The sequence below is a fragment of the Paenibacillus paeoniae genome (assembly GCF_003388735.1).
Taxonomy (GTDB): domain Bacteria; phylum Bacillota; class Bacilli; order Paenibacillales; family Paenibacillaceae; genus Pristimantibacillus; species Pristimantibacillus paeoniae.
Window position 1 is genome coordinate 712,164 of the sequence record NZ_QUBQ01000002.1, and the last position, 19,716, is coordinate 731,879.

At 48.9% G+C, this 19,716-nt stretch carries 20 protein-coding genes and 1 other annotated feature; of the genes, 3 read left to right on the top strand and 17 right to left on the bottom strand.

The genetic code is table 11. The annotated features are described in order from the left end of the window. The first annotated feature begins 217 nt into the window (after positions 1 to 217). Entirely contained in the window at positions 218 to 1,126 is a 909-nt protein-coding gene (locus DX130_RS15435) for an amidoligase family protein (RefSeq protein ID WP_165861304.1), read from the top strand. Positions 1,127 to 1,253: 127 nt separating this feature from the next. Then, the gene (locus tag DX130_RS15440) at positions 1,254 to 2,006 is read left to right on the top strand and encodes a DUF975 family protein (RefSeq protein ID WP_116046828.1); all 753 of its coding nucleotides are present in this window, start codon (positions 1,254 to 1,256) and stop codon (positions 2,004 to 2,006) included. 85 nt (positions 2,007 to 2,091) lie between these two features. Here the strand turns inward: DX130_RS15440 and DX130_RS15445 are convergent, their stop codons facing one another. The 6 genes from DX130_RS15445 to DX130_RS15465 form a co-directional block, all read right to left on the bottom strand. Next, positions 2,092 to 2,697 carry a response regulator transcription factor gene (locus tag DX130_RS15445; protein WP_116046829.1) on the bottom strand — a complete coding sequence of 202 codons (606 nt, stop codon included), beginning with the start codon at positions 2,695 to 2,697 and terminating at the stop codon, positions 2,092 to 2,094. Between the two features lie 2 nt (positions 2,698 to 2,699). Continuing rightward, positions 2,700 to 3,809, bottom strand: coding sequence for a sensor histidine kinase (locus DX130_RS15450; protein WP_116046831.1), 1,110 nt, complete (start codon positions 3,807 to 3,809; stop codon positions 2,700 to 2,702). 30 nt (positions 3,810 to 3,839) lie between these two features. Continuing rightward, on the bottom strand, positions 3,840 to 4,994 hold the full coding sequence (locus tag DX130_RS15455; protein WP_116046833.1) for a DUF418 domain-containing protein: 1,155 nt from the start codon (positions 4,992 to 4,994) through the stop codon (positions 3,840 to 3,842). A gap of 79 nt (positions 4,995 to 5,073) precedes the next feature. Next, complete coding sequence (locus DX130_RS27460; RefSeq protein WP_420818528.1) at positions 5,074 to 5,241, bottom strand: FtsX-like permease family protein; 168 nt, start codon at positions 5,239 to 5,241, stop codon at positions 5,074 to 5,076. Positions 5,242 to 5,318: 77 nt separating this feature from the next. Beyond that, positions 5,319 to 5,594 carry a hypothetical protein gene (locus DX130_RS15460; protein ID WP_116046834.1) on the bottom strand — a complete coding sequence of 92 codons (276 nt, stop codon included), beginning with the start codon at positions 5,592 to 5,594 and terminating at the stop codon, positions 5,319 to 5,321. Between the two features lie 155 nt (positions 5,595 to 5,749). Beyond that, positions 5,750 to 6,643 (bottom strand): DMT family transporter, encoded by an 894-nt coding sequence (locus tag DX130_RS15465; RefSeq protein ID WP_116046836.1) that lies wholly within the window; start codon positions 6,641 to 6,643, stop codon positions 5,750 to 5,752. A 214-nt stretch (positions 6,644 to 6,857) separates the two neighbouring features. Here DX130_RS15465 and DX130_RS15470 point away from each other — a divergent pair, with 214 nt between their 5' ends. Then, a complete protein-coding gene (locus DX130_RS15470; RefSeq protein WP_116046838.1) occupies positions 6,858 to 7,370 on the top strand; it encodes a GyrI-like domain-containing protein in 513 nt (170 codons plus the stop codon). 107 nt (positions 7,371 to 7,477) lie between these two features. On the opposite strand, the gene DX130_RS15475 is transcribed toward DX130_RS15470, so the two are convergent. From DX130_RS15475 to DX130_RS15530, 11 genes are all read right to left on the bottom strand, one after another. Beyond that, positions 7,478 to 8,758 carry a methyl-accepting chemotaxis protein gene (locus DX130_RS15475; RefSeq protein WP_116046840.1) on the bottom strand — a complete coding sequence of 427 codons (1,281 nt, stop codon included), beginning with the start codon at positions 8,756 to 8,758 and terminating at the stop codon, positions 7,478 to 7,480. Positions 8,759 to 8,972: 214 nt separating this feature from the next. Continuing rightward, positions 8,973 to 10,001, bottom strand: coding sequence for an ABC transporter substrate-binding protein (locus DX130_RS15480; RefSeq protein WP_116046842.1), 1,029 nt, complete (start codon positions 9,999 to 10,001; stop codon positions 8,973 to 8,975). Between the two features lie 76 nt (positions 10,002 to 10,077). Further along, positions 10,078 to 10,851 carry an ABC transporter permease gene (locus DX130_RS15485; RefSeq protein ID WP_240644526.1) on the bottom strand — a complete coding sequence of 258 codons (774 nt, stop codon included), beginning with the start codon at positions 10,849 to 10,851 and terminating at the stop codon, positions 10,078 to 10,080. Next, positions 10,781 to 11,623 carry an ABC transporter ATP-binding protein gene (locus DX130_RS15490; RefSeq protein ID WP_116046844.1) on the bottom strand — a complete coding sequence of 281 codons (843 nt, stop codon included), beginning with the start codon at positions 11,621 to 11,623 and terminating at the stop codon, positions 10,781 to 10,783. The genes DX130_RS15485 and DX130_RS15490 overlap by 71 nt, the downstream gene beginning before the upstream one ends. A gap of 225 nt (positions 11,624 to 11,848) precedes the next feature. Beyond that, a complete protein-coding gene (locus DX130_RS15495; protein ID WP_240644527.1) occupies positions 11,849 to 12,268 on the bottom strand; it encodes a DUF3862 domain-containing protein in 420 nt (139 codons plus the stop codon). Positions 12,269 to 12,794: 526 nt separating this feature from the next. Further along, complete coding sequence (gene asd, locus DX130_RS15500) at positions 12,795 to 13,883, bottom strand: aspartate-semialdehyde dehydrogenase (protein WP_116046846.1); 1,089 nt, start codon at positions 13,881 to 13,883, stop codon at positions 12,795 to 12,797. Between the two features lie 115 nt (positions 13,884 to 13,998). Continuing rightward, positions 13,999 to 14,267: a binding site (T-box leader), on the bottom strand. Between the two features lie 76 nt (positions 14,268 to 14,343). Further along, positions 14,344 to 14,898 (bottom strand): GNAT family N-acetyltransferase, encoded by a 555-nt coding sequence (locus tag DX130_RS15505; RefSeq protein ID WP_116046848.1) that lies wholly within the window; start codon positions 14,896 to 14,898, stop codon positions 14,344 to 14,346. Between the two features lie 429 nt (positions 14,899 to 15,327). Beyond that, entirely contained in the window at positions 15,328 to 16,200 is an 873-nt protein-coding gene (locus tag DX130_RS15510; RefSeq protein ID WP_116046850.1) for a hypothetical protein, read from the bottom strand. Next, the gene (locus tag DX130_RS15515) at positions 16,193 to 16,732 is read right to left on the bottom strand and encodes an RNA polymerase sigma factor (RefSeq protein ID WP_116046852.1); all 540 of its coding nucleotides are present in this window, start codon (positions 16,730 to 16,732) and stop codon (positions 16,193 to 16,195) included. The genes DX130_RS15510 and DX130_RS15515 overlap by 8 nt, the downstream gene beginning before the upstream one ends. 574 nt (positions 16,733 to 17,306) lie before the next feature. Then, a complete protein-coding gene (locus DX130_RS15525; protein ID WP_116046856.1) occupies positions 17,307 to 18,245 on the bottom strand; it encodes a TauD/TfdA dioxygenase family protein in 939 nt (312 codons plus the stop codon). Positions 18,246 to 18,344: 99 nt separating this feature from the next. Further along, positions 18,345 to 19,697, bottom strand: a complete 1,353-nt coding sequence (locus DX130_RS15530; RefSeq protein ID WP_116046858.1) for an LLM class flavin-dependent oxidoreductase — start codon at positions 19,695 to 19,697, stop codon at positions 18,345 to 18,347. Between the last annotated feature and the right edge of the window lie 19 nt (positions 19,698 to 19,716).

Sequence of the window (19,716 nt, forward strand, 5' to 3'; positions counted from 1 at the left end):
ATTAAGCTCACTTTTTTCGTAAATACGCAACGTTTTCGCTTGAGTACAAGTAGAATCATATATTGTGCCGTACAACCAAAATTGTATATAATCACCATAAAACGACCACAGGAGGAATTCCATGCTCAAAGAGAAAATCCCTTGGTAAGCCCGTGCCCCGCCACCTCTCGCTTCATACGCGCCAACTAACCTAAACAGAATCGAGAGGATGACGAACATGTGGCCTAAATTAGTAGACTGGAAAAACTTAACCTTTGGTGTAGAAATCGAATTTGCAGGGGGCCAGCCCGAGCAGCTAGAGCTGTTGCCTGGCTGGATCATGTCGCTGGATGAGCGGCAGTTGGATGAGAGCGGTCTGGAGTCTGGCAGCGAACTGAAGCCTCCCCCATTGCTATGGGCAGAGCGGGAGCAAATCGGCATCATGCTGAATCGTCTTCAAGCGCAAGGTGCGACAGTGAATTGGAGCTGCGGCCTTCATGTCCATGTTGGACTGAAGCCATGGGGACAAAATATCGTCCCTCCACTGCTGAATGCAGCACTTCAATATCAGGATGCCATTCAAAAGCTGCTCGCAACGAGTCCTCATCGCTTGATCTTCTGTCCGCCTGTCACGCAGGAGATGCGAGATCGCTACGAGACCTCGCCTGAGGAGGAATCCGTCCGTCTATTCGGACGTCCTCAATCTCATCGATGCGGCATCAATACGGCTGCCTGGTTCGATATGGGAACCGTTGAAATCCGTTATCCGAATGCTTCATTGGCCTATGAAGAAATTCTAGCAACCGTGGAGCTTTGCCTTCGTTTCGTTGCTGCGATCGGAGAAGACCGCTCGTTATCCAGCACCCCCAAGGAACTGGCTATGCAGCTAGGCGCGCCGCTGGGTGGATATCCTCCCCCGTTGCCGCCACCAAGATGGTTTCATGAGAGGACCTGGCTGGAAAACAGTTTAATTCCTGTATTAAGTGCTATGGCAGGGGACCTTGTACAGGATGGCGAAATCCATCATATTCTTCCCGTCCCGGACGGATTATTGTTAGCGATTGAAGATCGTGACGGACATCTCTCCAAATTCATCATTCAGCCGCCAGCTACGGAATGGAAGGTCCTGCGGCACATCATAGAGTAAAGAATAAGACTATACCGCTTCATAGCGGTATAGTCTCTTCATGACGGTTGACCTTGCATTTAAATGGACTATAACCGCAAGGCATTTCGTACGATAAAAGATATAGTGGACAAAGGGAGGAACAACCATGTGGGAACGCAAGGAATTAAAGGCTAATGCCAAATATGTGCTTAGAACATCGTATTGGAAAGCTTTTCTGGTCAGCCTTATTCTAGCCTTTGTGGGCGGAGGAATTAATGCGCCTGATTTAAACTTCAATTTCGGATCGTCGGACTCATCGTTTGATTCTCAAGCCGGACTTGACTGGGGGTTATTAGCACCTATTCTTGCCCTCTTAACTGGTGTATTCATCTTTATCATTCTACTCGCGCTAGCGTTCAGAATTTTCGTAGGGTGTCCTCTTGAAGTGGGTTCAATGAAGTATTTCAAAGGAGCTGCGGAACAGGATGTAAACCTCAATCATCTGGGTTATGCGTTCAATGGGCAGCGTTACATGGATATTGTAGTGGCGATGCTTTGGCGAGGGTTCCTTAATTTCCTATGGTATCTGTTGCTCATTATTCCAGGCATCGTGAAATCCTACGCCTATAGCATGGTTCCGTTCATACTGGCGAACAACCCGAATATCGGATACAAGCGAGCCGTTGATTTGAGCAATCAAATGACTAGAGGGCATAAGTTCCGCATCTTTGTATTGGATCTCAGCTTTCTTGGCTGGATATTCCTAGGCCTACTGGCTTGCGGCATAGGTGTTTTGTTCGTACTGCCTTATATTAATGCTACGAAAGCGGAGCTTTATCTTGCATTGCGCAAAGAATCGCTGGAACGCAATCTGACGACAGAAGAGGAACTTCGGTTAGTACCTCCGCCACTTCTATAATTCGGATCACTGCAAAACCCTGTCATTTCTCTACATGCACAAGGCCGGCAACCCATCAGAGGGTGCCGGCCTTGTCTGCTCTATTCTAAATCCATCCACGTTCATGCGCCTTCTCTGTCGCCTGTTGTCTCGTCTCTACCCCCAGCTTCTGAATAGCTGTAGACAAATAATTGCGGACTGTGCCATTGGTCAAATAAAGCTGCTTCGCTATCTCGCTCGTGGACATTCCCGCTCTGGACAGCCGGAGTACATCGCTTTCTCTATCGGTCAGCGGATTCTCTTCTTTCACAAAAAGAGCCGTTGCCAGCTCCTTACTAATGACATGCCCGCCACTCATGACCTTCCGTATCGCATCGATTAGACATTCAATCGGTTCATCCTTGAGCAAATAGCCCTCTACCTTCAAATCTCTGGCCTTTTGCAAAAACCCGGGACGAGCGAAGGTGGTAACCATAATAATCTTGGATGCAGCTCCCTCTTGCTTCAACTTCTCCGCAATTTCGAGACCGGATAGAAACGGAATCTCAATGTCCAGCAGACAGAGATCGGGCTCGCATCCCCGAATGACCTCCAAAGCTTCTATCCCATCCTCCGCTTCCCCTACTACTTCGATATCGTCTTCCAGGGATAATAGCGACCTAAGTGTCCCTCTAAGCAGCTTCTGATCTTCAGCAATTACGATTCGGATCACTCTTAAACCCTCCCATTGTTCATGAACGGAAGCTTCAACGTCACGACCGCGCCTTTGTCCGGGTTAGCCGTCATGTACGCTTCCCCATGCAGCATAGCCATTCGTTCTCTCATGGATTGCAGTCCGTTCCCTTGGCCCTGCTGATTCAAGCCTTTGCCATTATCGATGATTTGAATATAATAGTGCTCCCCTTGCTCGTAATGGGTAAGGGTACATATAGTAGCTTCACTATGTTTGATCATATTGGTTACCGCCTCCCGAAGGGAGAGCGCCACCATCGTCTCAGCTACATCGGTTAAGGACCTCGGACCTTCGCCTATTACGGACATGTCGATATCAGCAGCTCTCAGCAGCTCCCTGGATCGTACGATCTCCTTCGCCAGAGAGACAAACCTCATATCGGTCACCAACTCCCGCACTTGCCTCAGCGCGTAGCGTGACGTGTCCAATATATCGTTCAGTTCAACCTTCGCCTTCTCCGGATGCTTCTCTACCAATCTGATCGTCAGCTCACTCTTCAATTTTATCATCGTCAGCGTCTGTCCCAGTGTATCGTGAAGATCCCTGGCGATCCGGTTACGTTCCTCTTCTTGAATATAATGCTCCAGCTGCGCGCTGGCGATATCCAGCTTTTCCTTCATATGCTTCGTCTTTTCCTTAGTATGTACTACGATTGTTGTTGTCAGCTGCATGATCATACTCGCGAAGAACAGGTCCTTAAATAGCGCAAAGAAACTTCCCGTATCCAGCCAACTATGCACCAGATACATCACTACAATGCCGGCCATCCCGCCCATTATGACCCACAAGCGCTTAGTACGGCCTAGCAGATCGGCAAATACAAATCCATTGAGCAGCATCCATTTGTCGATATAAAGGCCAAGCCACGCAAAAAGGACACACCAAACGAGACTGGCAGCAAGCAATCGCCAGTCCCGATACCATAAGCCAACATAAAAGGTTGCTAAAAATAACAGAAATGCCGCTATCTTCCCGACGGGCTGGATTGAATTACTCACTATGAACACCTGATAGATGAATAAGACTACAACCAGCACGTCGAAAATCAAATATTTCTCAATCTGATCCCGGGGATAAATCTTTTTCCACATGGTTCCCCAACACACCTTATCTGTTTCGGTTTACACTTTCGACTTTGTAATCAAGACCGTAGCGAATCTCCGCGCCGACTCCATCGGACCAAGCTTGAAGCGTCCCAGCCATACATAAGCGAACAACATTTGAACGCAGCTAATCATAATCCATACGCCAACTACGGCAGTCGGGTTCAGCTTGTTGCCAAATCCCATTCCCCATCCGTAGAATATGACGCTGGAGATTACATTTTGCAGTACGTAGCAGCTGAGCGACATTTGACCGACCTGTTCTAATCTCGTCCATAGCCATAGCTTCTCGCTACCCTCTACCATTCTAGCAATCAATCCCATATAGCCGAGCGCAAGAATCGGCGCGAACAAATAACGTACCGGCAGATCGAAGTAGCCGCCAGGGACGAATATTAGCATATTAAGCGGAAGACCCAGGCATAGCCCCCACTGCAGAAGCTTCTGTCTCTTCTTCTTTCCCTCTTCATCCACTGCAAAATAACCGGATCGCATGAGCCGTATGCCGAGCAGGAACAAGAAGATATTCATCGGAATAACGAACAGAGCTTCCATTCGGAATATGATGAAATGAGACAAGCGATACTCTACTTGCTGCAGCCAGCTTCCATCCTTGTATAATAACACTGTTTCTTTCATATCGCCTAAACTCACATTTCCCCCGCTCAAGCCGAGCAAGATGCCGCTAATTAGTATAAACAGCATAACAACAATATGAAATCCTCCGAAGACTTTCATCGCTCTCCGAATAGCTTTGTCTCCGCCTTTGATGATAAAAGCTGCAATAATAGCTGTTATGCCATAGCTCATCAAGATGTCATACTCCATGACCAATGTAAAGTGAATAAAGCCCTCTGCCATCAGAATAACGGCTGTCCAGATATAGACGCCGGGCCACGCATTGCCGTGTCTTAAAGACTGCTGATACTTCATCTCCAGCCCGACACCAAACATGATCGTCAGCAAGCTCAAAAGTTTCCCGTTCATCAAAAATAGTACGAATACTTTTACAAACTCCCCAAAGGACGTCCACCACGCATCGGCATGAAAGGTGAACATGACATTCAAATCGCCTAAATATGCGAATAGCCATATATTCGTACCCAGCGTCCCCATTACCGCAAATCCCCTCAATATGTCGAGCAACCGCAATCTTCCGCTTTTCTCCGCCATGGCAATCCCCTCTTCGTTCCGTTAATACCTTTATTGTATGGATCAACGGATAGTGGCGGTATTCACAGCAGTCAGCAGATTAATATGACAGTGTCATATTGGTAAACAATAAATCAAACTTAAAACTGGCTATGGCACAAAACCAGAACATTTGAATCGCCAGCATGTTCCTCACTTGCTTGGCCCTCAGCCCCATACTTATGTATACTGCCATCTTTCTTTTGCGACTTTGTACAAAAGCAATCAGGCAATTATATGGAGCAAGGTTGTTTTTCCCGAGCCGCTAGTGCCCATTCCAAATTCGTATTTTGCATCGTCGCTTTTTTATTTCTTATTGACGACTTTCTCCAACTCCATAATTCGGTTTCTCAGAAAAGTCACTTCATCCTCCAGCGCCTCTCTTGTCTTGCGAGTCAACAGCGTTATTAAGATAGTCAGCGCGCTAACGGATAGGATGGAGAAGGCGCCGAAGAAGATGACTTCTGAGTCTATGTGGCGGTCAAATAACAGAATAAATCCATAACAAGAAAACACGATGATGACGATACTGATCACTGTACAGGCTGCGGCCATCTTTTTAAAACTTGTCTCGGAAAACATCTCATCACTCCTTACACCCTTTTATCAGAACATCCAGTATATTCCTAATCACCCTGACAATAATAACGCTGCATAGTACTTGTTGGTTTCGTGGCGATGGTTTAATTATGCCAAAAAGCCCCCTCGGAAGGGGGCTAAGAAGTGAAAGCTGTTGATTAACGGGATTGGCTGCTGCGGCTCTTGCGATTCACAAAATAGATGCTAACCAATATGCAAGCCAATCCCATCACCAATGTTAGCGTAAGAGGCTCATGCAAGAATACAGTACCGATCAGGATCGCCACAACTGGAATAAGGAACGTGAAGGAAGCTATCTTGCCCGCTTCGCCGGAATCCATTAATTTGTAGAAGACCAGCCAACCCAGAACAATGACAAAGATCGAGATGAATAGCAGGCTGCCGATAAAGGCGGTATCCCAATGCACATCTCCCCAACTCTCCAATCCGCTGCCTGTCGCTGTCATAAACACGCCGCCAATCAGGAGCTGGAGCGTGACAAGCCAGATCGGATCGACACTGCCGCTTTTTCGCTTGACGTAGACCGTTCCGAGTGCCCAGCTCAGCGCTGAGCCAAGAGCAAGCAGTACGCCTTCAACCGATATATGGCCGGACATTCCCCCTGCCCCGCTGCTGATCAAACCAACTCCGGCAAAACCGAGAAGCAGGCCTGTCAGTTTCATACCATTCATCGTCTCACCCAGCCACATCCAGGAGAATAGTCCCACCAGCACTGGCTGGAGAAACACAATCGCAGAGAATAAGCCTGATGGCAAATAGTTCAAGCCAATCGTCTGAAGGCCATAATATAAAATGACATTGACGATAGCGGAGATAACATATACTGGCCAAGTCTGGCCAAAGTTAAGCTTCTTGTACCTCGGAATAGCGAACATAAGAAGCAGAATACCGCCTAAGAGCGTTCTCGTTCCCGAGAATAGCACCGGCGGCATGTAAGATAGCGCAAACTTGGATAAAGGCCAATTGATTCCCCATACGAGAACGAGGAACACAATGAGCAAAGCCGTGTTCGTCTTGGACAGTTGTTGCATGGTGCAGGACTCCTTGCTGTAAGTTCACATGTGGGCTTTTCGAGCCATTACATCCATCATCATACTCCTGTCTCCTGCCCAAATCAACAGTCCTTTCCAAGAAAAAACTAGAACGTACGATCTCATTGAGTTATAATGGAATAGAATTACCAAGCCTCTCTTACGGCCGTTCTGCCGAATCCGGAGGACTAACCCCCTATCAGGAGGAAATCGAATGGAATTTCGTATCGTGACCAAACCAGGCTTTGATGTAATCGGCTACGCGATTCGTACCCGTATAGCGGACGGACAGAACCATCGTGACATCCCGGCATTCTGGCAGGGCTACAAAAAGGAAAAACTAGACGAGACCTTGTACGAGCAAGCTATATCTACGGCTGAATATGGCATCTGCGACAATTTCGATATGGAGACAGGCGAATTCAGCTATATTATTGGCGTCGAAGCCAGAGAAGGCGCAGAAGCGCCTGAAGGTACGGTTCGCTGCCATTACCCGGAGCAAACTTATGCGGTGTTCACTATTCCGAAGAGCACACCCCAGCAATTTTCCGATTCCATTCAGCGCACATGGGGCTTTATCATGGAGGAATGGCTCCCTCATGCCCCTTATGTGCACGGAGGGACAGCTGAATTCGAATACTATGACGAGCGCTGCTGGCCGGACCGCAACGAACTGCTGGAGATGGATATCTATATTCCGATACAACCAAAAATCGAAGAGGCATAATGCTTGAAGAGCGAAACCCTCATCGTTCACACATAAAAAACAAGGTGCCATAAAGACACCTTGCAAGAAACTGCATCAGGCTGGGGTTACCGCTACCCAGTCTATTTCTACTTGTACTGGAACTGCTCAATTCCGCTTTGCAGGGCAACAGTCATGTTTTGCAATTCATTCGAGGCTGCCGCAACCTCCTCTACCATCGCGTTTTGCTCCTGTACCGAAGCTGAAATCTTGCCCAGTTTGTCCGCATTTTCTCTGGCGGCATCCGCAACCTGCTCCGCATCGAGAAGCATCGTTCCCATCTTCGCGGACTGTATATCCATAAGCCCGGCAACACGATCAATCGCTGTAACGGTACGATCAACAGATTGCGAAATGAGCTGCAGATGTCCAATCGTCTCTGTCGTTTTGGCCGCTCCCGCATGTGTATGCAAAGCTTGCGACTCCATCCGGCTCACCGCATTGCTGAGGTCGGCGTGAATAGCTTCAATCAGATTGCCGATATGCTTCACTTCCCACGATGTATGGTTAGCCAGCTTTCTGATTTCAATCGCGACCACCTGGAAGCCTTGGCCATGCTCCCCTGCATGAGCCGCTTCAATCGAAGCATTCAATGCAAGCAAATTCGTTCTAGATGAAATCTCTTCTACGGCATGAATGATATTGCCGATTTGATCCGCATGCTCCTTGAGCTTCGTCATAATAATGGCCGTCTCTTCACCCTCCGCAGCAAGCCGATTCATTGTGGACGACAAGTCATCGACCGACTCGCTGCTTCTAATCATGGCAAGCGACATGTGCTGGGCATCCTGCTGGGCAGTCTCCGTACAAGCAGATGCATCAGCTGACAGTCCCGCGATGTCTTGAATGGACGCGTACATCGCATCCGACAATTGGGCCTGCGTGTCCGTATTGGAGGAAATCTCCCCTACGCGCTCCGTCACCACAGTCAGCAGCGTCGCCACCTGCTCCAGAGCAAGTCTCAAATGCTCCACTTCGGTGCCTGTTGCTTTGGAATGCGTATCGATATTTGCAATAATGCCCCTAAGGCTCGTAATCATCTGGTTAAACGAGGTTGCCAGCTGCGACAATTCATCGCCCGACTTCGGAATCGACACGCCAGCCTTCAAATCTCCCTTGGCCGCAATATCCGCCGCCTTGTGCAGGTCATTAAGCGGCTTGACCAGCCATTTTGCGGTCAACCACCCTAGAAACCCGGTCCAGAATACGCCTAACCCAAAGGTCAAACTTGTAAAAAGCCATGCTTCCATATTCGGAGCCAAATAATCCTTCAGTACGAAAATAAAAAATGCGCTTGTCCCATACGTAGCTGTTGCCACGAGACTGATCCCTGCCACAATTTTGGTAACCAAGCTTGTTGACCTCTTCATCTGACAGCCCTCCGCAAGTGAATATTGTACTCGCCTTGCTACTTACCCTGATCCATTATGACCCTTCTCCGGGCCAAGCACTGTGACGGAAGTCACAAAATATGTCGAACTATAGAAACAATATTTGAGCCATTCGTCACAACGCAACCTAAAAAGCGCATAAAAAAACATCGCCGCTAGGGCGATGTTTTTGAAAGGAGCGCATGCTCCATTGTTATTTTCCGTTCTTAGCCTCATCCAGAATGGAGAGATCCAGGAACTTGCTCAGATCAAGCGTATCTACCGTTACATCCTTGATATAGCCTGCCTCGATCGATACTCTTGCCATTTCTTCAATCGCTTCCTGGCTTACGTCGGATGTCAGTCTCATATGCGACAGAGCCGCCTTGATCAGAGCTACATCAAGTCCTTTGCCGCTAAGATCGCTCAGGCGTTTATTGATCAGCTCATACGACTCGTCCGGATTGGCTCCGATAAATTCGATGGCTTCCAGGTTGCCTTTCACAATCGCTTTGGCAAGGTCTCTATGCTCGCTAATGAACTTATCGCTGGCTACCAGAATAACTAGCGGGTAATCGCCGTTGTTCGGCGGAATTTGATCCCAAGGCACGATGACCTTGCCGATGCCTTCCTGCTCAATTTGCGTACCCCATGGCTCCGGGATTAGCGTCGCATGCACTTCGTTTTGACGAAGAGCGACTAATGTATCGGAAGGTGCGCGCGCTACGATCTGAGCGCCTGAGCTGTCCGTTGTAACCGGGACACCCTCTTGCTCCAGCAATAGACGCAGCGAAATTTCGTTGGTGCTGCCTTTAGTCGGAATTGCGATGGTTTTGCCTACGAGATCCTTGACCGTCTCTACGCCGGAATCCTTGCCTGCGACAAGAACGGCACCGCCGTTATCCGCGCCGGAGATGACACGGAAGTTGCTGCTCTTCAAGAACTGGTTCGTCGATGGACCAGGGCCTACATAACCGATATCGATCTGACCTGTCGCAATAGCCGTCGAAAAGTCGGAACCGTTATCAAAGGCTTGAACCTCTATCTTTACGTTATCACCAAGCTGCTTCTGGAAAAACTCCTTCTCCAGGCCGATGTAGCCCGCTGCATGCGTTACGTTTTTGAAAATGCCGAGTTTCACCGTTACTTGATCCTTGGAGCCCGAACCTCCCGATTTCCCGCCACAAGCTGCCAGCGTGAATACCAGAACAAATGCCATAACCAGTATACCGATTTTTCTCATAGACAACCCCTTCTCTCTCCCTATAATCTATCAAACTATCTTATTCCGACTAATTATATATGATTACTTCAAAATGTCAACTCTTACTATTACTTTCCAATCCATACCTGACGAGCAGACGGTCCTCCAACTTCTTAAAGCAGAAGTGATCGGACAACGTACCCAATACGGCGATAATAATAACAACGTTCAACATTAAGGCAGTATCTCCCAAACCTCTGCCGTCTTGCAGCAATTGTCCAAGGCCTGCACCATTAGCAATAAGCTCACCCGCTACAAGTGCGCGCCAAGCAAAAGCCCACGATACCCGCACGCCAGTCATCAGATGCGGAAATGCCCCTGGAATCAGGATTTGGGTGAACATACGCCAGCCGTTGCCGGTGCCCAACGTTTGAGCTGCTCTCAGATAGATCGGAGGAATGTTCTTGATCCCCGTTCTGGTCGCAATCGACATCGTCCAGGTCGCGCCCAGCGCTGTAATGAAGATGACGGACACGTCATTGAACCCGAACCAAATAATCGCAAATGGAAGCCACGCGATACTAGGCACTGTCTGTAGCGCAATAACTAGAAATCCTATCGTATCGTCAACGGCTTTAAACTTGGCAAACATAAGTCCAAGCACCATCCCGATGGAGAGGGAGATCGCAAAGGCAATGAACAGCCTTCTAAGCGAGTTGTAGATGGCATCCAGCAATTGGCCGTGAACGAAGCCGGAGTAGAACGACTCCACCGTCTGGAACAGGGAAGGGAACTTCCACGATTCCCAGCCGATTAGCCTATATGCCGCCTCCCATGTCACTAATATCACGATTATGAAAATCGTTCTTCTTAAAGCTGTAGTTGTCATCGTCCATTTCCTCCTTGATCACTTTCTCCATCTCATCCGCCAAGCAATCCATAACTGACCGTTCCACATGATGAATGAGCGGGTCGGCGCTGTCTCTAGGTCTTGCGGCTTGTACCGTAAATTCCTTCTTGATCGTGCCAGGCCGAGTGGACATTACGAGTACTCGATCGGACAACATCACAGCTTCCCGAATGTTATGCGTAATAAACAGGATCGTCTTGCCTGTCCTCATCCATATATCTTCAAGCTCCTTGTGCAGCACAAGCCGAGTCTGCTCGTCAAGCGCAGCAAAGGGCTCGTCCATGAGCAAAATCTTCGGATTCATAATAAGTGCCCGTGCAATTGCGGCGCGTTGCTTCATCCCGCCGGAGAGCTCATGCGGATAACGATCGGCGAATTTGCCCAGATGGACATAGCGGATCTGCTCTCTCGCCCGCTCCAGCCGTTCCTTCTTTCCAACTCCCTGCTGCTTCAGTCCAAAAGCTACATTTTCCAGCACCGTCAGCCATGGAAATAGTCCATGCTCTTGAAACACGACGACCCGGTCAGGTCCAGGAGTCTTGATACTCTCGCCGTTCACCCCGATGGTGCCTTCGTATTGCCGATCGAAACCGGCGATCAAATTCAGAATTGTCGATTTCCCGCAGCCGGACGGACCAAGCAACGAGACGAATTCGCCTTCTTTAATGGTGATACTCACATCATCGATAGCCTTAAAGCGGTTCCCGTCACGCTGCTGAAACTGCTTACTCACGTGGTCAATGACAATCATCGTGTTGAACCCCATTTCATAAAAACTATATTTCTATATAATTCTTATTGGTTATGTATGAATTGTCAATTAGAAATGTAGAAAAAGCTGTTAGAAAAGGACAAAATACCTTTTTGCTACTTCTGAATGAGGACAGTTTGACTACCGATTAGGCAATAAAAAGCCGCCAATGCTCTCGTTTCCGAGTAACATCGACGGCTTATTCGCAATTATGATGAACGAGGACTATTGCAGCCCGAATTGGGCCTTAGTCTGCAGCTTATTGTTTAAAAATGTAAGACTGGCGGAGGAGCCCATCTCTCCAGTACCTTCATACGTTACAATGAATACATAGAGATCGCTGCCTTTCTCACCGCTTTCCGCCATAATCTCCCCTTCACTGCCCACAATCTCAATGATTTCCTCATAGGTCATGCCGTTCTCGATGTTGCTGTATTGCTCCTTCGTGATAACGCCGCTCTTTGCCTCAGAATCGCCGTCCGAAGGCGGTGTCGATTCAGATGCAACTGGACTCTCCACAGGTGGTGCCGATTCGGTTACAACCGGACTGTTCACCGGTTCTTTAATACTGTCGTTGGTCGCATTGCTGCAAGCCGCAGCCATAAGCATCAAGCTGGCTGCCATAATAATACGTATGATTTTCATAGCTCCTCCTATATTTCTGCAGGCATATATTTCCTTCTCACAAGATTATAGGCCATCTCTACCGTCCATTATCAGGTACAAAGTGACTAATTCAGGTATCCTGGGCTTTGCCCGTATGACACTCAAGTCGTCAGAATGAACGATTCCAGCGCCACTCCCTGTTCCTGCAAAAGATAACGAACGCCTTGATACGTCGCTTCAATCTCAACGATATCAAAGCAGAATCCAATCATTATAACCTATTACGCACAGAAAACGTCTCTCAGCCTAGGTTTCCTAGTCTAAAAGGCGCATGGCAATTTCTAAAGCCGCAGATGGGCAGGCATCTTCAAAATATATATAAAAAAGACCTGAAATTGTGGCGATCCCGTGAATTTTCTATTTTCAACATCTCTATTATACCATAAAATGACATAAAAACGAAGTATAGTTTCATGTTTGCACGGAGTGCTACAACTCCGTGGGACACTCCAATTCTCACAAAAAGCAGGAGCTATTCCCGAAAGAATAGCTCCTGCTCCTTCTATTACGCTTTAGGCTGAATATAACCTTCAGCTTTCAGCAGCTCGGCGATCAATACCGCGCCGCCTGCCGCGCCGCGAAGCGTGTTGTGCGAAAGTCCGACGAACTTGAAATCGTACAAGGAATCTTCGCGCAGTCTGCCTGCGGATACGCCCATGCCGCCTTCGATGTTGCGGTCCTGGTTCGTCTGCGGTCTGTTCTCTTCCTCGAAGTAGGTGATGAACTGCTTAGGCGCGCTTGGAAGCTCCAGCTCCTGCGGGCGGCCTTTGAAGGATTTCCACAGTTCCAAAATTTGTTCTTTCGAAGGTTTGTTCTCGAATGATACGAATACGGTAGCCAAGTGTCCGTCCGTTACAGGAACGCGAATACACTGGGTTGTAATATGCGGCTCACTTGCTTTCACAATCGCGCCGTCCTCTACGCTGCCCCAGATGCGAAGCGGCTCCTGCTCGCTCTTCTCTTCCTCGCCGCCGATGTATGGAATCACGTTGTCGAGCATTTCCGGCCAGTCCGTGAAGTTTTTGCCTGCGCCGGAGATCGCTTGATAAGTCGAAGCGACAACCGTCTTTGGCTTGAACGCTTGCAGCGCATGCAGCATCGGTACGTAGCTTTGGATCGAGCAGTTCGGTTTTACGGCGATGAAGCCAGTCTCTGTGCCCAGACGTTTGCGCTGAGCAGCAATTACGTCCAGATGACCCGGGTTAATCTCTGGAATCACCATCGGCACATCCGCTGTCCAGCGGTGAGCGGAGTTATTCGAGACGACAGGCGTTCCTGTCTTCGCATACGCTTCTTCCAGCGCCTTGATTTCATCCTTCTTCATATCTACCGCACAGAAGATAAAGTCGACGTCAGCCGCGACTTCTTCTACTTTGGAAGCATCCTGTACGACGATGGACTTTACCTCTTCCGGAATCGGCGTGTCCAGCTTCCATCTGCCCTGTACGGATTGCTCATATGTCTTGCCCGCCGAGCTTGCACTAGCGGCGATCGCCGTTACTTTAAACCAAGGATGTCCATCCAGCAGCTGTACGAAGCGCTGCCCAACCATTCCCGTACCACCGACAATGCCAACTTTCAGTAATTGTGCCATAAGATTTATCTCCTCCTAAGTAGTATCCACTCGTCATGTCTGTCTTATTATTACATGTCATCCGCTATACTTTCGGAACAATAAAAAAAATCCCACCCCCAAGACTGCTATCAGTCTCAGGGACGAGATTGGATTCTCGCGGTACCACCCTAGATTCGCGTATATGTCGCCATATCCGCCTCTTCAAGTACGGCATGAACGGACCATGCTTATACTCTAGCTCTGTAACAGGAGCTCCTGGCACACCACCCCCTGTAACGATTACAGGTTCCGATGCGCTGCTCTGAGTCTTTTTTCGATCATGGTTTCTTTACTCCTTTTCAGCTGCCGGAGCTCTCTGCGAAAGAATGGTCCATCATCTACTCGTCTCTTCATCGCATTTCTTGTGATTTATCTTATCAAGTATCAGGCCGCAGGTAAACCTTCTTTTTCAAAAAAGTAAAAATTTTTGTGTAATCCATTAGTGGAAGATCAAATACCAGTAGATCGCAACCTCTGTACTATCCTTATGCAGACCGCGATAAACGCGTGTATCGAATCCGCCGATGATAAAGCCGCAGCTTTCGTACAAGCGGCAAGCGCGCACATTATGATTTTGCGTCTCCAGCATAATACCGGGCATTCCACCGTCTTTTGCCCATTGAATAGCCTGCTCCACCAGCCGCCGTCCGATGCCGCCGCCCCTATGATTTGCATCCACCGCAATATCCTCGATTAGCGCATACCGATTCCAATTCCGCTTCAGTATGATGCGTCCGACAGCTTGATTCCCGGCGTAAGCCACATATAGAGTCTTATCGGCATGATCGATATAGTCCGCCATATCCTCTTCTTCCGTCGCTTCTTTTGCCGAGACCTCTGCATAGCTTTTCACATAACTCGGTATTTCTTGCACGGTATAGCTAATTTCCCCATCCTTCATGGAGAGAAGGAGAGCCGAATTCACCGTAAAGCGGTCATCGATATCCTTCCACGTATCGCCATCGTCCATCGTCAGCCTTCGAATGTCGATCATCCGGTTCCCTCCCTGTAATGCTTATGTCGATATATTTTTCCACTTGCAAGTATTCCAGTTTCTTCTATAATCAAAATATTATGAAGCAGATTCAACGATCACTTTGCTGGCGATGCCTTCGGTAAAATCAGTTCCTAACGATAGACCAATGTGGAATCAGCCTGCGATAACGATGAAAGATTGCTTCCAGATACGGAGAGAACCTGTCCTAACGGTCACTACTGACCATTAGAGGCTGATTTTTACCTATTCTCGATTCTAAAGGACATCCCCGGCCATTAGAAGGCGTTTCCCCCTTAATCGCCCCATTTTCAGCCTGTAAGGGACATACGTGACAGTTACAATCTCCATTCGATACATTTCCGCTTCTAACGGACAGCGATGTCCATGATGTTGATGACTCTGCTATGAAGAAGGGACACAACCCCGTTATTTATCCGTCAAACTGGCCGTAACGACCGTTTGAGACAACTCATTATTGCTGACTTTGATATGAATAAATCTCGTCGTGATATTGCCATCGCGATCTGTAATGATGATTGTAACGGTATCCTCCGTCAGTTCTTCCGGGTAGTCATCCAGTTGAATATGACCTATCCCCGACAGACTGCCCGCTGCCATTTCCCTTTCTTCTGCTGTTCCTTTAGGCGGCGGTGCCATTCCAGCCCCGAGAAAACGTGAAAAATTATTTTCTGAAGCCCACTGATGCATATTCCACGCGGTCCAGCGATACCATATCTCACCGTAATCCGTAAAATCTTCATCAAAGGTCATCGTCATCTTCTTATCGTACAGTAGACTGAAATCGGCAATGGAAATCTGCCGCTCCTCATCAAAAGTTTGATAATATTCGTCATTCCAATATTTCTCATGCTGTGTTTTCGTCCAATCAGCGGCGTACAAGTACTCGTTTTCGGCAGATATTTCGATTTTGGCGATATTGTCGCCTTCGATATAAAATTCTAACCCCGGACGAGAATCGACGTTGCTAACCGTTGTACTGAATTGATCCCGGCTGTTCTGACGATCCGCAAGCTTGAAGCTATGTGCTTCTTCACCGACTTTAAGATAAATGGCGTATGCTGGCGCTGCTCCTCCAAAAGAACCGCTCAAAAAAACGGCCAAAGCCAGTACAAAGCACGCCGCAGGCGCAGCCCACCATATGTATCGACGCCTTACAGGCCGCGCCTCGTTAGCAACCGAAGATTGCTTGTGGTTCACGAGATAACTCCTCATCCTCTTCTTCTGAATCTCGTCTGGCGACATATTTTCAAATAATGAATTCAATTCTTCTTTACTCATACCCCTCATCCCCCATCTGCAATTTCAGACGTTTCCGCGCGCTTCTCATCTGTGACTTCACCGTGTTAGGATTCAGCTTTAACATAACAGCGATTTCGGCTACTTTATAACCTTCGTAATAATGCAGGTACAGGATCAATCTGTACGATGATGGCAACTTACGCAGGTTGTCCTCGAGCTCACGGCTCTCAAGGGGGGTTGCCCCAACCAGTTCCAGCGTGCTCGGATCGAGGTCTACGACTTTTTTCTTCCACCATTTGCGATGCAAATCACGACAATGATTCCGGGCGGTCACGATCAACCATGCTTTCTCATGCTCGGCGTCGGCGAATGGCTTTCCGCTTTCCATCAACTTGACGAACACCGACTGCGCCGCATCTTCCGCATCCTGCTTGTTGCCCATAAGCGAATAGCATACCCTGTACACCGTATCGATGTGCCGGTCATACACATCAGGAATTGCTCTTTCCATACCATCAGTCTGGTTATTATCAACATGGTTATGGTGTACGACTAACGAGGATATTTTCACCCTGTTCTCCTCCTTTCCCCCTTAACACGATACAAGAGGCCAAATGGTTTTCCGTTCGACCGTAATATTTGAACATTTTCTGATAACTGGAAATCAATATTTTCCTTCCATTATGATCGGTTGTAATGAAAAGCGCTAACTCTGCCTGATGGAACAGTAGCTTGTCCCCTTCCCCGGCCATTAAAAAAAGCATCCAGTTCGATAGGATGCTTTGGTTCATATAATTATTGGATCAATCCTTTTCTTCTGATTGCGTATGACCAGAAATAATTCCCCCGCTTTCCACTCCATGTTTCTCAGCAAAATGAATATCGCAAATAGGATCTGATCCCATTGCTCTTCCCAAACCTCTGCAGAGCCTCAAAAGGACAATCGATGCTTCTAAAGTACACGCTAACATAGCGATGAATCCAACGATCAACGCCCTTTGAATGGCAATCCCGCCATTCCAGAATAGTTTATTGAACTCGTCCCTAGACTGCTAAAAGAGGCTGCGAGAGCTAGCCATAGAGCTAACCGCCACAACCTCTTTTTCATAGTGGGCGTCTCCTGCGTCTCACACCAACTTACAAGCTTAAGCTGATTCCGCTTCGGATGACTGCTGTTCAGCCGACTTATAAAGGGCAACGCTGCGTCGTCCATCGATGCTCACCGGAACATCGCCGTCTACCGTCACGCGGCGTACTACACGATGTTGATCGCCATAATCATTAACGGCGTAATGCTGTGTCGCCCGGTTATCCCAGATAACCACATCGCCTGCGGACCACCGCCAGCGAACGGTGTTTTCCAGCTTGGTCACATGGTTTTGCAGCAGGTTGAAGAGCTGGGCGGAGTCCGCCTTGGACAAGCCGATAATTTGCTTCACGAAGTGCCCCAGTAACAAGGTCCGCTCTCCTGTCTCCGGATGGACGCGGACGACCGGATGCTCCGTCTCATAAAGCGTGGACCTGAACACTTCCCTATGATAGCGCTGAGCTTCCTCAGAGACATGGTTGCGCTGTGCCGCATAATCGTAGTCATTGCTATGAACGGCCCATAATCCGTTCACCAATTGCTTCAAATCATCCGGCAGCCCTTCATAAGCTGCCGCTGTATTCGCCCAGACCGTATCCCCTCCGGATTGGGGTATAACAACTGCCCGCAACACCGACGCCTGCGGATAAGCATCAACAAAGGAAACGTCGGTATGCCAGGAATCAGCTCTGCCGCCATGAGCGGAGTTCAGCTCCAGCACGTATTCGGTGCCCTGCTTGATCGGAACGGTAGGATGAGCGACTGGGTCGCCAAGCTGCTGGGCGAAGGCCTCTTGTCCAGCATCGTCCAGATGCTGCTGATCTCGCAAGAAGATAACCTTATACTTCAGCAGCGCTTCGCGAAGCTCCGTCAGTGTCTCCTGGGAAAGTTCGGCCCCAAGTCGAACGCCTCTAATCTCCGCTCCAATACGACCTGCTACCGGATGAATCGATAATTGCGCTTCTTGTTTCTGAATCGATTGCTCTGCTTTGCTCATCTCATTACCTCCATTTGTGTTCCCTTCAGCAAGGGTTAATGACTGAACTCCTTCAACGATACGTTCTTCCGTTATACATTTACCCTGTAAGCTTTACGCTTATTGCGAGATGGCGGCAGCCGTCGCAGCAGGAATAACAGGATGGTTCGGCCGCTGCAAGCCCAGGTTTCCACGCAGCGTATTGCCTTCATACTCGGTGCGGAATAATCCTCGGCGCTGCAACTCCGGTATGACGCTTTCGGCGAATTCATCCAGACCGCCCGGCAAGTATGGCGGCATGACATTGAAGCCGTCCGCGCCGTCCGATACGAACCATTCCTCAAGCTGATCAGCGATCTGCGTTGCCGTGCCGGCATACGTACGGTGGCCCCGACCTCCCGCAAGCCGGTGAAGCAGTTGGCGAATCGTGAGCTGCTCCCGCTCGGCCAAATCCACAACCAGTTGGAAGCGGCTTTTATTTCCGTTGATGTCTTCCAGCTTCGGCAGTTCTGGCAATGGTCCGTCCAGCGGATAAGTGTATAAATCAACGCCCAGCATATTAGACAGCTGATTCAGCCCGTATTCCGGCACCGTCAGCTCGTTGATCTCCTGCTCCTTCTCTTTCGCTTCGCTCTCCGTCACACCGATAATCGGGCAGATGCCCGGCAGAATGAGCAGCTGATCCGGCGTTCTGCCGTAGCGCAGCAGCCTGCCTTTCACATCTCCATAGAATTGCTGCGCTTCCACCAGCGTCTGCTGCGCCGTGAAGATTGCCTCCGCATACTGCGCAGCGAATTCCTTGCCGTCATCGGAGGAGCCTGCCTGAACAAGCACAGGATATCCTTGAGGTGGACGGGGAATATTGAGCGGCCCCCGAACTTGGAAGTGCTCGCCATTATGCGAGATCGGCCCTACCTTTTGCGGATCGGCGAAGACGCCAGAGTCCCGGTCGATAATTAGCGCATCGTCCTGCCAGCTGTCCCACAGCGCCGTCGTCACATCGAGGAACTCTTTGGCCCGTTCATAACGCTTCGCATGCTCCGGATGCGTATCGCGATTGAAGTTATGCGCCTCGTGGATACTGCCTGACGTTACGATATTCCAGCCCGCGCGGCCATTGCTGATATGATCAAGCGAAGCGAACTTTCGTGCCACATGGAAGGGTTCATTGTATGTCGTCGATACGGTGCCGATCAGGCCGATATGCTCCGTTACCGCAGCTAAAGCCGACAACAAAGTGAACGGCTCCAATCCGACAAAAGCCCCGTGCTTCACATGTTTGTTGATCGCCAGTCCATCGGCTAAGAAGACAGAATCGAACTTTGCCGCCTCCGCCGTCTGGGCCAGCCGCTGATAATGCTTCAGATCGGTAATCCGCTCCGGCTCGGTTCCCTTATATCTCCAGGCCGCCTCATGATGACCGACATTCATAATAAACAGGTTCAAATGCAATTGCCGTTGTGTCTTTCCCATTCTCCCTCTACCCCTTCCA